Annotated in this window: 12 protein-coding genes; 8 read left to right on the top strand and 4 right to left on the bottom strand. The window is 58.2% G+C overall.

Annotated features, from left to right (window positions below; translation table 11 throughout):
- Nucleotides 1-225: 225 nt before the first annotated feature.
- Nucleotides 226-516 (bottom strand): PerC family transcriptional regulator, encoded by a 291-nt coding sequence (locus HMPREF3140_RS10760; protein ID WP_004153693.1) that lies wholly within the window; start codon nucleotides 514-516, stop codon nucleotides 226-228.
- Between the two features lie 194 nt (nucleotides 517-710).
- Between HMPREF3140_RS10760 and HMPREF3140_RS28735 the strand changes: the two genes are divergently transcribed.
- Nucleotides 711-833: a hypothetical protein gene (locus HMPREF3140_RS28735; RefSeq protein WP_004146686.1), complete on the top strand. Its 123-nt coding sequence runs from the start codon at nucleotides 711-713 to the stop codon at nucleotides 831-833.
- On the opposite strand, the gene HMPREF3140_RS10750 is transcribed toward HMPREF3140_RS28735, so the two are convergent.
- The gene (locus HMPREF3140_RS10750) at nucleotides 828-1,394 is read right to left on the bottom strand and encodes a helix-turn-helix transcriptional regulator (RefSeq protein WP_032412790.1); all 567 of its coding nucleotides are present in this window, start codon (nucleotides 1,392-1,394) and stop codon (nucleotides 828-830) included. The genes HMPREF3140_RS28735 and HMPREF3140_RS10750 overlap by 6 nt on opposite strands.
- Nucleotides 1,395-2,027: 633 nt before the next feature.
- On the opposite strand from HMPREF3140_RS10750, the gene pgaA reads away from it, so the two are divergent.
- Genes pgaA through pgaD form a run of 4 tightly spaced genes read left to right on the top strand, consistent with a single transcriptional unit; the run spans nucleotide 2,028 to nucleotide 8,269 of the window.
- Nucleotides 2,028-4,475 (top strand): poly-beta-1,6 N-acetyl-D-glucosamine export porin PgaA, encoded by a 2,448-nt coding sequence (pgaA, locus tag HMPREF3140_RS10745; protein ID WP_074195543.1) that lies wholly within the window; start codon nucleotides 2,028-2,030, stop codon nucleotides 4,473-4,475.
- Nucleotides 4,476-4,483: 8 nt separating this feature from the next.
- Nucleotides 4,484-6,499: a poly-beta-1,6-N-acetyl-D-glucosamine N-deacetylase PgaB gene (gene pgaB / locus HMPREF3140_RS10740; protein WP_032413070.1), complete on the top strand. Its 2,016-nt coding sequence runs from the start codon at nucleotides 4,484-4,486 to the stop codon at nucleotides 6,497-6,499.
- A complete protein-coding gene (pgaC, locus tag HMPREF3140_RS10735; protein WP_032412795.1) occupies nucleotides 6,492-7,820 on the top strand; it encodes a poly-beta-1,6-N-acetyl-D-glucosamine synthase in 1,329 nt (442 codons plus the stop codon). The genes pgaB and pgaC overlap by 8 nt, the downstream gene beginning before the upstream one ends.
- Nucleotides 7,820-8,269 (top strand): poly-beta-1,6-N-acetyl-D-glucosamine biosynthesis protein PgaD, encoded by a 450-nt coding sequence (gene pgaD / locus HMPREF3140_RS10730; protein WP_004177775.1) that lies wholly within the window; start codon nucleotides 7,820-7,822, stop codon nucleotides 8,267-8,269. Before pgaC ends, pgaD begins: the two co-directional genes overlap by 1 nt.
- 45 nt (nucleotides 8,270-8,314) lie before the next feature.
- Here pgaD and HMPREF3140_RS10725 read toward each other — a convergent pair whose 3' ends face one another.
- Nucleotides 8,315-9,100 carry a DsbA family protein gene (locus tag HMPREF3140_RS10725; RefSeq protein ID WP_032412797.1) on the bottom strand — a complete coding sequence of 262 codons (786 nt, stop codon included), beginning with the start codon at nucleotides 9,098-9,100 and terminating at the stop codon, nucleotides 8,315-8,317.
- A gap of 225 nt (nucleotides 9,101-9,325) precedes the next feature.
- On the opposite strand from HMPREF3140_RS10725, the gene HMPREF3140_RS10715 reads away from it, so the two are divergent.
- On the top strand, nucleotides 9,326-10,009 hold the full coding sequence (locus tag HMPREF3140_RS10715) for a TerC family protein (RefSeq protein ID WP_032412800.1): 684 nt from the start codon (nucleotides 9,326-9,328) through the stop codon (nucleotides 10,007-10,009).
- On the opposite strand, the gene HMPREF3140_RS28730 is transcribed toward HMPREF3140_RS10715, so the two are convergent.
- Nucleotides 9,966-10,079 (bottom strand): hypothetical protein, encoded by a 114-nt coding sequence (locus HMPREF3140_RS28730; RefSeq protein WP_020802082.1) that lies wholly within the window; start codon nucleotides 10,077-10,079, stop codon nucleotides 9,966-9,968. The genes HMPREF3140_RS10715 and HMPREF3140_RS28730 overlap by 44 nt on opposite strands.
- Nucleotides 10,080-10,154: 75 nt before the next feature.
- Between HMPREF3140_RS28730 and cbpA the strand changes: the two genes are divergently transcribed.
- Together cbpA and cbpM are read left to right on the top strand one after the other, a co-directional pair.
- Nucleotides 10,155-11,072 carry a curved DNA-binding protein gene (gene cbpA, locus HMPREF3140_RS10705; protein ID WP_002885338.1) on the top strand — a complete coding sequence of 306 codons (918 nt, stop codon included), beginning with the start codon at nucleotides 10,155-10,157 and terminating at the stop codon, nucleotides 11,070-11,072.
- Nucleotides 11,072-11,377 (top strand): chaperone modulator CbpM, encoded by a 306-nt coding sequence (cbpM, locus tag HMPREF3140_RS10700; RefSeq protein ID WP_002885324.1) that lies wholly within the window; start codon nucleotides 11,072-11,074, stop codon nucleotides 11,375-11,377. The genes cbpA and cbpM overlap by 1 nt, the downstream gene beginning before the upstream one ends.
- Nucleotides 11,378-11,528: the final 151 nt, after the last annotated feature.

The following is an 11,528-nucleotide window of genomic DNA, read 5'->3' as shown; positions in this document are numbered from 1 at the left end:
GGGTGCAGTCCATGCGCTTGCGCGGGCCTACGCTGTTTGAACCAGCAGAGGACTCGTAGGCCGGATAAGGCATTTATGCCGCCATCCGGCACAACCGCGGGTACGGTGTCTGATGTGTATCGCCCGGCGGCGCTACGCTTGCGCGGGCCTACGCTGTTTGAACCTGTGGAGGACCCGTAGGCCGGATAAGGCGAAGCCGTCAGGCAAACGTCGTGAAGAAAGGCATTACTCGGCGGCCGTTTTCCCTTTGCCGGGCAGCCTGAATGCTTCGCCATAGGGCTTCGCTATGCCCATACGATATTGAGTCTCTTTCGCCGCCTGGTGGAGGTCGGCAAACTCCTCTTTCGGCGCCGGCGGACGTTGCGCCTTTTTCAGACACTGATTGCGATGGTGACGGATCCACTCTCGGTCCTCATCGTCCAGGCAACGCTGCATCACCTCAATCCATCTGGATGCCGCCCGACGGTAGAGCCCGCATGCCTCTAACCGCTCAGCAATACTGTCCCTTATTCTCATCCACCTCGCTCCTCTGATGCTTTCACGATATCTCATGGTATTCCGACGCGTGAGTCGGAATACCATGGTAGTGTTAATTTATGACAAAACTATTCCTGTGCGGCGCAAGGAATATATTCATTATAATAATCGCTGTGCATAGCAAACCGCATTGGCGGTAAATACTTCCAAAGAGCTCCGGAATTATATGCCGAATGCCATCATCGATACCGCCGGGTATCGACGGTTGTACCTATCAATATCTATTTAATTTATTAGATTTTCGTCAACAAATACCTTGCGATAACATCCATTCTCTGTACAGCGAAGCTTCATAACGAACGTTCGGTCTGCTCCAGCAGCTTATTTCGAAAGATAAATAAGCAAGCTTCATTAAAATTATCTAACCCCAAACGCTCATAAAGCGCAGTACGCTTGCGGTAAAGGCTTTTTAGTGACGTATTGAGATTGACGGCCACCTCCTCCATGGTCATCCCCGCCATGAGTAAACGTAACATTAACTGTTCAGACAAACTTAAGCGCAGATCGTCAAACCACTCTTTGGTCAGACGCTTGCTATTCATCTCCAGAAAAAGACCAAATAATGTCGCCATATCCGCGGGTGATAATGACATGTTTAAAAACGATTTCAGGCTCAGTAAATGCTCTTCCCGATGGCGCATATCGAGGACGATACAACATATTCGCTTTCTGGATTTCGCCGCTGCCAGCACGAGATAATCGTAATGGCAAAGCGGCGAGCGGCTATCAACCAGCAGAGAGACTTCATCAACGTCATTATCTAAAATCGCTTTTCCGCTAGAATCTAACTGAATGATATCAGGAAAAAAATTCTTAACACCTTGAAAAAGATAGTAATCCTGGGTAACCAATATCATTAAAGTTGCCACAAATCGTCCCTTTAACATTTAATCAACAAATTCTCGTCAACCAGACGTTTTCCCTCCCCCTATGGAACGCTTCGCATGGCGGTGAAAATAACGAGACCTGTGATTTATCATTAGCGCGGCATCTGAATCTGGCTGTGAAAACCCTCCTTGCGTTCTGACAGGAAATAAACAGATTGATTATAAATAAAAAAAATCCACAGAAAAGATGCTTTTTTTGCTATTGAGAATTTTTGTCAGAAATCATCTTAAATATTGCCAAAAAAACTCCAACCCCAACCAAATATAAGTCACACCGCCATTTTTAAACAAAATTCCACCTGACTTTCTTTTTTATTTATATCAGTAGGTTAAAGAAATCAACTTGAACACTTCCGTTCGAATGAAGTCGATTTTACAGAATTATCTTAAAACGCAGACCATAATTTATCCATATTTATCGGTTGCCGTATCGGGTATAAATTACCCATTCATTTATCAACAGGAGATATGTTTATTAGTTTGCAATAGGTCATTCACCTGCAGTGCCAGTCAGCTAAATGGGACCATCCTCATCCTTTAACTCACCGTCAAAGGACGGTCGTGTTGTGCAATGGATTCTTGATGAACATATGGCAAATAGAAATGGAAAGATCACCTTATTCAAATACGTTATTGTTTAATCGCAACACGAAACTCTCGCTATCAATCGGCTTGCTTTTGCTCTTCCCGGCGCTGGTTCAGGGAGCGGATTCGCTCTATGACCAGCAAATCTTGCAAGCGCGCCAAGGCCAGTACGCCCCCTTTCTCAGTTACCTTCAGCAGTACCAGCTGCGGCATGCCTTAACCCCTTCTCAGGTGGCGGACTGGCTGCAGGTGGCCCTCTGGGCCGGTCAGGACGATGAAGTGGTGAAAGTCTGGCGACGCTACCAGGTCTATATGCCGATTCCCGCACGGGGCACCGCCGCCGCGGCGCAGGCCCTGCGCAACCAGAAGCAGTGGCAAACCTCGCTCACCCTCTGGCAGCAGGCGCTCAGCCAGGCCCCTGGCAGCGACGACTATCGTATCGGCTATATCAAAACGCTCGCCGATGCCCGCAAGGACGGCGAGGCGCTCAGCGAAGCGCGTCGCCTGGTGGCGGAGCAGGCGAGCGTTGCGCACCTGCAGACGCTCTCCTATGTCTACCTGCGGCTGGGCAAAAGCTGGGACCAGCTGTTGGTGGACACGCAGATCCTCGATCGTGAACCGCAAAACAAAACCGCGCTGGCCAGCCTGATGGCGACCCTGACCCGCAACCGGATTGATTCCCCTGCTCTCGGCCTGGCGAATAGCGTCGAACTGACGCCTGCGGAAAAGCGTAACTTGCAGCTGAACGCCGCCGCCGAACTGGTGCGCCTTGCCGATACTCCTTCCCGCGAAGAAAAGGCGCGTTACGCGCTGGCCCGCACGGCGCTCACGCAGTATGACGCGATGATCGCCGCCTGGCACCCCGACCCACAGGCTGCGCCCGACATCATCCGGGCGCGTATTGATCGTCTGGGCGCGCTGTACGCCAGCGCCGAGTACGCGCAGGTCATCCGCGAATACCAAAGCCTGATCGCGCAGCAGCAGACCGTTCCCGACTGGGCCATCGGCTGGGTCATCTCCTCTTTTATCGCTCTTAAGCAAATTGAGCCTGCGCTGACGCTTATCCACCAGCATCCTTCGTGGCTGACAAGCCAACAGAATGAGGAACACGAGCTTTTCTACGCTCTGCTGGACACCGGTCAGTACCCGGCGGCGCAACGGTATGTCGCCCGCCTCACCAGGAATGCGCCCTACATCCGTCGTCTCTACGGCTCGCCAACGCCGCAGCCGAACGACGACTGGCTCACCGCACAGTCGCTTAACGTGCACTATTTAGCGGCTACCAACGACCTGCCGCAGGCCGAAGCCCGAATGCAGCGCCTGGCGGCGACGGCCCCTGGAAACCAGGGCCTGCAGATAGACTATGCCGCCCTTCTGCAGGAGAGAGGATTGCCACGGGCAGCCGAACGCCAGCTAAAAGCGGCGGAATCTCTGGAACCCGCCAGCCTGCAGCTGGAGCGCCAGCAGGCCTGGGTCGCCCTCGATCTGCAGGAGTGGCGGCAAATGGATCTGCTGACTGACGACGTCGTCGCCCGCTCGCCACGGGATCTGAACACCCAGCGCCTGGCCAGAGCGCGCGAGATCCATCATCTCTCCGAGCTGCGCCTGAGCGTTGGCAAAGGGCTGCATTCCGACAACCCGGTGAGCGGCACGCACGACCTCAGTTTTGAGACGGCGATCTACAGCCCGCCGCTAGCCGACAGCTGGCGGTTGTTCGGCGGGCACCGCTTCGTTGAAGGCAATTTTGAAGAGGGGAAAGGCAGCTGTCGCCAGCTGTTTGCCGGTATTGAATGGCGTCCGCGCGACTACTGGGGCGAGCTTGAGCTCTCCAGCGTCAATTTTCACGGCGAGAACAAGCCCGGCGTCCGCCTTTCCGCCGCCCATGACGTTAGCGATCGCTGGCAGCTGGGCGGCGAACTGGAGCGGATTTCGCAGCAGACGCCGCTGCGCGCGTTACGCAACGGCGTCAGCGCCAACCGCGGCGAAGGCTGGCTGCGCTGGTCTCCAAACGAACGCCGGGAGTACCGCTTCAGCGCGGCCGCCAGCCGGTTTACCGATCGCAACCGCCGCCAGGAGTACACCCTCTCCGGTAAAGAACGCCTCTGGCAAACCCCATGGTTAACGCTGGATTTGCAGCCCGGTCTGTCGGCCAGCGCCAATAGCCGCACCGACACCGCCTACTACAGTCCGGCACGGGACCTCGCCGCCACCGCGGCGCTGGCCGTCGATCACACGCTTTACCAGCGCTATGACACCGTCTGGAGCCAGCAGTTACTCGCCGGCGGCGGCAGCTACTGGCAAAAAAATCACGCCGCCGGGGCGATCACGGTGCTGGGTTACGGGCAGCGCCTGCGCTGGAACAACGTCGTCGACACCGGGTTGATGCTGAACTGGGATAAGCGCCCCTACGACGGCAAACGTGAAAACAACCTCGCCATCACTCTTGATGCAAATATACGGTTTTAAGGATGACCATGCTGAACACGACCCTGCGCAACGGCCTGATGCTTCTCATCTGGCTGTGCCTTATCTTCAGCGTGCGTGCTGAGGAAGTCCCCTTCCTCGCCCCGCAGCAGCGCCCCCAACTGGAGGCCAATCAACCCTGGCCGGCGGATCGCTTTCTGGTGCTGGCCTACCATGACGTCGAAGACGATGCCGCCGACCAGCGTTATCTTTCGGTGCGCACCAGCGCACTCAATGAGCAGATCGCCTGGCTGCTGCATAACGGCTACCATGCGATCAGCGTTCAGGACATTCTCGATGCGCATTATGGCTTAAAGTCGCTGCCGCCCAAGGCTTTTCTCCTCAGTTTTGACGATGGTTACAGCAGCTTTTACACCCGCGTATGGCCGCTGCTTAAAGCCTGGAACGTCCCGGCGCTGTGGGCGCCGGTGGGCAGCTGGGTGGACACTCCCGCTGGTCAGCCCGTTAATTTTGGCGGCCTGATGACGCCCCGCGAGCGCTTCGCTACCTGGGAGATGGTGCGCGAGCTCAGCCGCTCGCCGCTGGTGGAGATCGGCGCGCACACCTGGGCCTCGCACTACGGTCTGCCGGCCAATCCGCAGGGCAGCCGCGAGCCTGCCGCCGCCAACCGCGGCTGGGATAAAACCACCGGCCGCTATGAAAGCGACGCGCAGTTTACCCGGCGAATGACCGATGACGTGCAGAAAGTGACGGCGAAAATCCATGAGGTTGCCGGGAAAACGCCGCGCGCCTGGGTGTGGCCCTACGGCGCCGCCAGCGGCAGCACCCTGACTATCGCCAAACAGCAAGGGTATCAGCTGGCGTTTACGCTGAACGACGGCCTGGGCAACGTGAAGGATCTGGACAATATTCCACGCCTGCTGATCGCCGGTAACCCGTCGCTCAAGGCCTTTGCCAGCGCCGTGACCCAAATTCAGGAAGCCGATCCTGTTCGGGTGATGCATGTGGATCTGGACTATGTCTATGACCCCAATCCCGTCCAGCAGGCAAAGAATATCGATAAGCTGGTGCAGCGCGTCTATGACATGAAAATCAGCCACGTCTTTCTGCAGGCCTTCTCCGACCCGCAGGGCGACGGCACGGTCAAGTCGCTCTATTTCCCCAACCGCTGGCTGCCGATGCGCGCCGACCTGTTTAACTTCGTCTCCTGGCAGTTGCAGACCCGCGGCAATGTGAAGGTTTATGCCTGGATGCCGGTGCTGGCCTTCGATCTTGCCTCAGATCTGCCGCGCGTTCAGCGCTGGGATCCGCAAACCGGGAAGGCGTTACTTGCCCGCCAGCCGTACGTCCGTCTGTCGCCCTGGGATCCCCGGGTTCGCCAGCAGATCACCGACATCTACGAAGATCTGGCCCGACACGCCAGCTTCAGCGGGATCCTGTTTCACGACGACGCCGTGCTGACCGATTTTGAAGACGTGAGCCCGGAGGCGGTCGCCGCCTGGCGGCAGACGGGTATGGCGCACGATGCAGACCCGGTGCCCCAACGTCCGCAAGAGCGCCAGGCATGGATGCGTTTCAAAAGCCAAACCCTGACCCGCTTCACTCTGGATCTACGCCAGGCAGTGCAGGCCATCCGCGGCCCGCAGGTGAAAACGGCGCGTAATCTCTTCGCCCTGCCGATCCTGGAGCCGCAAAGCGAAGCCTGGTTTGCGCAGAATCTGGATGACTTCCTTGCCGCCTATGACTGGACGGTCCCCATGGCGATGCCGCTGATGGAGTCCGTGCCGATCGACGCCAGCCAGGCCTGGCTGACGCGGCTGGTGCAGGCCGTCGCCCGCCACCCGGGCGCGCTGAAGAAAACCATCTTTGAACTGCAGGCCAGAGACTGGAATCGACGCCAGCAAAACGCCATTCCCGACCAGCAGCTGGCGGACTGGATGCGTTTGCTGCGGCTGAACGGCGTCAAAAACTACGGCTACTACCCTGACGATTTTATTAACAACCAGCCTGATATCTCTCGTATCAGGCCACAATTTTCTTCCTGGTGGTACCCTGACCATGACTGATCGCATTATCGCATTGTGCATTTTATGCCTCGTATTCGGGCTGCCGTTAGGTGTCGCAGCGGTATTTACCGGCGAGCTTATCCTCGACTTTGTCTTTTTCTGGCCGCTGTTTATGTCAGTGTTGTGGATCACCGGGGGTCTCTACTTCTGGTTTCAGCTGGAACGTCACTGGCCGTGGGGGGAGGATACCCCGCCGCCGACGCTGCCGGGCAATCCACTGATCTCGATCCTGATCCCCTGCTTTAACGAGGAGAAAAACGCCCGGGAAACCATCAGCGCAGCGCTGGCCCAGCGTTACGCCAATCTTGAAGTGATCGCGATTAACGACGGCTCTTCGGACAACACCGCCCAGGTGCTCCAGCAGCTGGCGCAGGAGGAGCCGAGGCTGCGGGTGATCCATCTGGCCGCCAATCAGGGAAAAGCGGTGGCGCTCAAAGCGGGCGCCGCCGCCGCCCGCGGCGATCTGCTGGTCTGCATCGATGGCGACGCCCTGCTGGACCGGGATACCGCGGCCTGGCTGGTCGCGCCGTTGATCCATTATCCGCACGTCGGGGCGGTCACCGGCAATCCGCGGATCCGCACCCGATCCACGCTGATCGGCCGCATTCAGGTTGGGGAGTTCTCGTCGATCATTGGGCTTATCAAACGGACGCAGCGGATCTATGGCCGGGTCTTTACCGTCTCCGGCGTAATCGCCGCCTTCCGGCGCCAGGCGCTGGCGGACGTCGGCTACTGGAGCCCGGATATGATCACTGAAGATATTGATATCAGCTGGAAGCTTCAGCTCCGCCACTGGGACATCTTTTTCGAGCCGCGAGCGCTGTGCTGGATCCTGATGCCGGAGACCCTCAAAGGGTTATGGAAGCAGCGTCTGCGCTGGGCCCAGGGCGGCGCCGAAGTCTTTCTGGTCAATCTGCGCCGCCTGTTTCACTGGCAGCATCACCGGATGTGGCCGCTGTTTCTGGAGTATGCCTGCTCCACGCTGTGGGCCTTTGCCTACGCGATCACCATTCTGCTGTTTATCCTCAGCCGCCTGATGCCGCTGCCTGACAATCTGGCGGTGCATACCCTGTTTCCACCGGAATTCACCGGCATGCTGCTCGGCCTGATGTGCCTGCTGCAGTTCGTCGCCAGTCTGTATATCGAGCGGCGCTATGAGAAAAAGGTCGCCAAATCGCTGTTCTGGGTGATCTGGTTCCCGATGGTCTACTGGATGATCGGCCTGCTGACCACGCTGGTCGCTTTTCCGAAAGTGATGGTGAAACGTCAACGTTCCCGCGCGCGCTGGGTGAGTCCGGACCGGGGAAAAGGAAGCCTGTGATGAATGAAAATACGCTCATCTTAACCGAACATCGGGTGCTGCCCCGGCTGGTCGACGCCGGCTTAACGCTGCTGGCCTGGCTCGGTTTTCTGTTCTTTCTGTACGCCAATTTGCTGATGCAGTTCATCGCGCCGCCCTCTCCGCGCTGGGAATCGCTGATGGACTCCCTGAATACGGCGCTGGTGTATCTGCTGATTGCCGCGCTGAACGGCTGGCTGTTGATCCTCTGGTATCACTACAACCGGCGCCGCGCCCGTACCCGGCGTCATACCGCGGTGCTCGCTCTGCGCGACGATGAGCTGGCGAGCAGCTTTAACGTCGCGCCGCAGATTATCTCGGAGATGAGCCGCTATAATTTGCTCACCGTTTACCACGATCAAATCGGGCAGATTATTGATTTAAAAAGCCACGCGTTACCGCCGCCGCAGGAAGAGAGCGATGACGCATGAGAGCAAGGCCGCCGTCGGCGGCCTGGACAGGTAATACGCCGGGGATTAGCCGCCGGCTTTTTTGATGGCGGCTTCCAGCGAGGCTTTGTCTGCCAGCCCCGGGAAGACGGTGATGCTGGCTTCCGTGGCGCCAGTGGTCGGCATCACGATCACGCCCGGCGTGCCGCTCAGACCAATCTCCTGCGCCAGATCGTTAATGCTCTGCAGCACCGGTTCGACGTCGGCGGCCTTCTTCGCATCGAAGCCGGCTTTCTTCGCCTGCTGCTGGATATCCGCCGTCGTCAGCTTGCCTTCGTTATGGCCGGTAGCGTAAATCCCGTTATGGTAGGCCAGATAGGCATCCGCCCCTTTCTGCTGATAGATCTGCAGGCCGGTTTTTGCCGCCTCCAGCGAGCTTTCCCAGCGGCCGCCGAAAATCGGCCACTCTTTGAAGGCGAAGCGGGTCTGCGGGTGCGCTTTAATCACCTGCTCCATCACCGGCGCCAGACGGCTGCAGTAGACGCACTGGTAGTCGAAGAATTCGATCACCGTGACTTTGCCGTTGGCCGGGCCGTAGGTCGGGGTATTTTTATCCTGGGTCAGCACGGCGGCGTTCTTCAGCACCGCCTGAGTGGCCGCGCTGGCCTGCTGCTCAGCCTGAATTTGCTGCAGTTTCTGGCTCGCCTGCAGCAGGACTTCCGGGTGGGCGACCAGATAGTCGGCGGCGATTTTGCCGATTTTCGCCTCCTGTTCCGGGGTGAAAGTCGCCGGCGCGTCAGCGGCAGAGGCCATCGCCGGCATTAAGACAGCGCTCAGCAGGGCGACAGAGAGGTATTTCTTGTGGCCAGACATAGTGGGGATCCTTGCGATAAGTGAACGGCAGGTGAGTCTGGGTGACAAAATATCACCCTTTTTCGCCGAAGCCTTGCCCAACGGCGCCTTGATTCGTAACTTTATTTTTCAGGCTCTCTCTTTCCCGCGCGATAGCGCAGGTCTGCGCCAGTGGTCAACGCGGCCCAGGCGGAGTACCCTGCGTAGCGGTTTTTCTTGCTCTTTTTTCAGGTGGTTTCTCTCGATATGTATGCATTTCTTCAACAATGGGACATGGCAGTGATTATGCTGCAGATTGTCGCCATCGACTTACTGCTGGGTGGCGACAATGCCGTGGTGATCGCCATGGCCTGCCGCAAACTGCCGCCGCAGAAACGCACCAAAGCGATCATCATCGGTACCGTGGGCGCCATCCTGGCGCGCGTTCTGCTGCTGGCGATCGCTTTGTATCTCCTGTCGCTGCCGTGGCTGAAAATAGTCGGCGCGCTGCTCCTGCTGTGGATTGGCATCAAGCTGGTCAGGAATGAGGAAGAAGAGAGCGAGGTTAGCAGCTCTGGCAGCCTGTGGCGCACCGCGATCACCATCACCGTTGCCGATGTGATTATGTCGCTGGATAACGTACTGGCGGTAGCTGCTGCGGGGAAAGGGCACATTGCGCTGGTCGCCCTCGGCGTGGCGATCAGCATTCCGGTTATTGTCGCCGGCAGCAAGCTGGTGCTGGTCCTGCTCACCCGCTTTCCCGCGGTGGTGCTGCTGGGCGGGATGCTCATCGGCTGGATTGCCGGGTCAATGCTGGTCAGCGACCCTACCATTCGCCGGCTGTTTCCCAGCGCCGGCGAGGGCACCGCGCGCCTGGCTGGCGCCGTCGGCGCGCTGCTGGTGCTATTCACCGGATGGCGCCGCCGCCCACGGCCGCAGGCGAAAGACTAACCTTATCCACGGCGCCGTCGACCCCGACGGCGTCAAGTTTCCGCCACTTTTCTTCCCCGTCAGGGCGCATTTGCCCTACGCTTTATACTGACGCCTGTTCCAGGGAATATGTAACCACCGCACTGAGCATAGATGAGAAAAAATCATGGAATTGAAGGATTATTATGCCATTCTCGGGGTGCAACCAACCGACGATCTGAAAACCATCAAGACCGCCTACCGCCGCCTGGCGCGCAAATATCACCCCGACGTCAGTAAAGAAAACGATGCCGAAGCCAAATTTAAGGATCTCGCCGAAGCCTGGGAAGTCCTGAAAGATGAGCAACGGCGCGCCGAATACGATCAGCTCTGGCAGCATCGCAACGATCCCGGCTTCGGTCGCCAGCGACAGACCCACGAGCAGAGCTACAGTCAGCAAGATTTCGACGACATCTTCTCCTCCATGTTTGGCCAGCAGGCGCATCAGCGTCGTCGTCAACACGCGGCGCGCGGCCACGATCTGGAGATCGAAGTGGCGGTGTTCCTTGAAGAGACGCTGGCCGAGCAGACGCGCACCATCAGCTATAACCTACCGGTGTACAACGTGTTTGGCATGATCGAAAGCGAAACACCGAAAACGCTGAATGTGAAGATCCCCGCCGGGGTAGTCGATGGTCAGCGTATCCGCCTGAAAGGCCAGGGGACGCCGGGGGAGAATGGCGGCCCGAACGGCGATCTGTGGCTGGTTATCCACATCGCCCCGCATCCGCTATTCGATATTGTCGGTCATAACCTGGAGATCGTCCTGCCGCTGGCGCCATGGGAGGCCGCGCTGGGCGCGAAAGTGACGGTGCCCACCCTGAAAGAGAGCATTCTGCTGACGGTGCCGCCGGGCAGTCAGGCAGGGCAGCGACTGCGTATCAAAGGGAAAGGACTCGTGAGCAAAACCCACACCGGCGATTTGTTCGCCGTTATTAAAATAGTGATGCCGCCAAAACCAGATGAAAAAGCGCGTGAGCTCTGGCAACAATTGGCCGCCGCCGAAGCCAGCTTCGATCCGCGTAAGACATGGGGGAAAGCCTGATGGCTACAGTAACAGTGACGTTTACCATTACCGAATTGTGCCTGCGTACCGGGGTGTCGGAAGAGGAGCTGACGGAGATCGTCGGCTTAGGGATGATTGAGCCACACCAGCCGCAGGCGGACACCTGGCTGTTCGACGACAGCGCGGTGACGATCGTGCATCGCGCGGTACGCCTGCGTAACGAGCTGGAGCTGGACTGGCCGGGAATTGCGGTGGCGCTGACCCTGCTGGATGAGAACGCGCGGCTGACCCGCGAAAATCGCCTGCTGCAGCAGCGCCTGGCGCGCTTCCTCGCCCACGGATAGGGGTGCCATCCCGGGTCGTGGCGTTCCGTCTTCGCGCCGGGTGGCGGCTACACCTTACCCGGCCTACAAATGACATCGAGCCCACCCATTGCACTGGATTTGTAGGCCCGCGCAAGCGTATGGACTGCACCCCAAAAGTTGGACACCCAAC

This window comes from Klebsiella sp. HMSC16A12 (assembly GCF_001808265.1).
In the GTDB taxonomy this organism is placed as follows: Bacteria; Pseudomonadota; Gammaproteobacteria; order Enterobacterales; family Enterobacteriaceae; genus Klebsiella; species Klebsiella pneumoniae.
This window is presented reverse-complemented; position numbering and strand designations above follow the sequence as displayed.

Excerpts from the sequence above, each read along its gene's own strand:
- HMPREF3140_RS10750 (WP_032412790.1), bottom strand. The coding sequence starts at position 1,394 with ATGATATTGGTTACCCAGGATTACTATCTTTTTCAAGGTGTTAAGAAT.
- HMPREF3140_RS28735 (WP_004146686.1), top strand. The coding sequence starts at position 711 with ATGCCATCATCGATACCGCCGGGTATCGACGGTTGTACCTATCAATAT.
- HMPREF3140_RS10725 (WP_032412797.1), bottom strand. The coding sequence starts at position 9,100 with ATGTCTGGCCACAAGAAATACCTCTCTGTCGCCCTGCTGAGCGCTGTC.
- pgaA (WP_074195543.1), top strand. The coding sequence starts at position 2,028 with ATGGAAAGATCACCTTATTCAAATACGTTATTGTTTAATCGCAACACG.
- cbpM (WP_002885324.1), top strand. The coding sequence starts at position 11,072 with ATGGCTACAGTAACAGTGACGTTTACCATTACCGAATTGTGCCTGCGT.
- HMPREF3140_RS10760 (WP_004153693.1), bottom strand. The coding sequence starts at position 516 with ATGAGAATAAGGGACAGTATTGCTGAGCGGTTAGAGGCATGCGGGCTC.
- pgaC (WP_032412795.1), top strand. The coding sequence starts at position 6,492 with ATGACTGATCGCATTATCGCATTGTGCATTTTATGCCTCGTATTCGGG.
- pgaD (WP_004177775.1), top strand. The coding sequence starts at position 7,820 with ATGAATGAAAATACGCTCATCTTAACCGAACATCGGGTGCTGCCCCGG.
- HMPREF3140_RS10715 (WP_032412800.1), top strand. The coding sequence starts at position 9,326 with ATGTATGCATTTCTTCAACAATGGGACATGGCAGTGATTATGCTGCAG.
- cbpA (WP_002885338.1), top strand. The coding sequence starts at position 10,155 with ATGGAATTGAAGGATTATTATGCCATTCTCGGGGTGCAACCAACCGAC.
- pgaB (WP_032413070.1), top strand. The coding sequence starts at position 4,484 with ATGCTGAACACGACCCTGCGCAACGGCCTGATGCTTCTCATCTGGCTG.
- HMPREF3140_RS28730 (WP_020802082.1), bottom strand. The coding sequence starts at position 10,079 with ATGCGCCCTGACGGGGAAGAAAAGTGGCGGAAACTTGACGCCGTCGGG.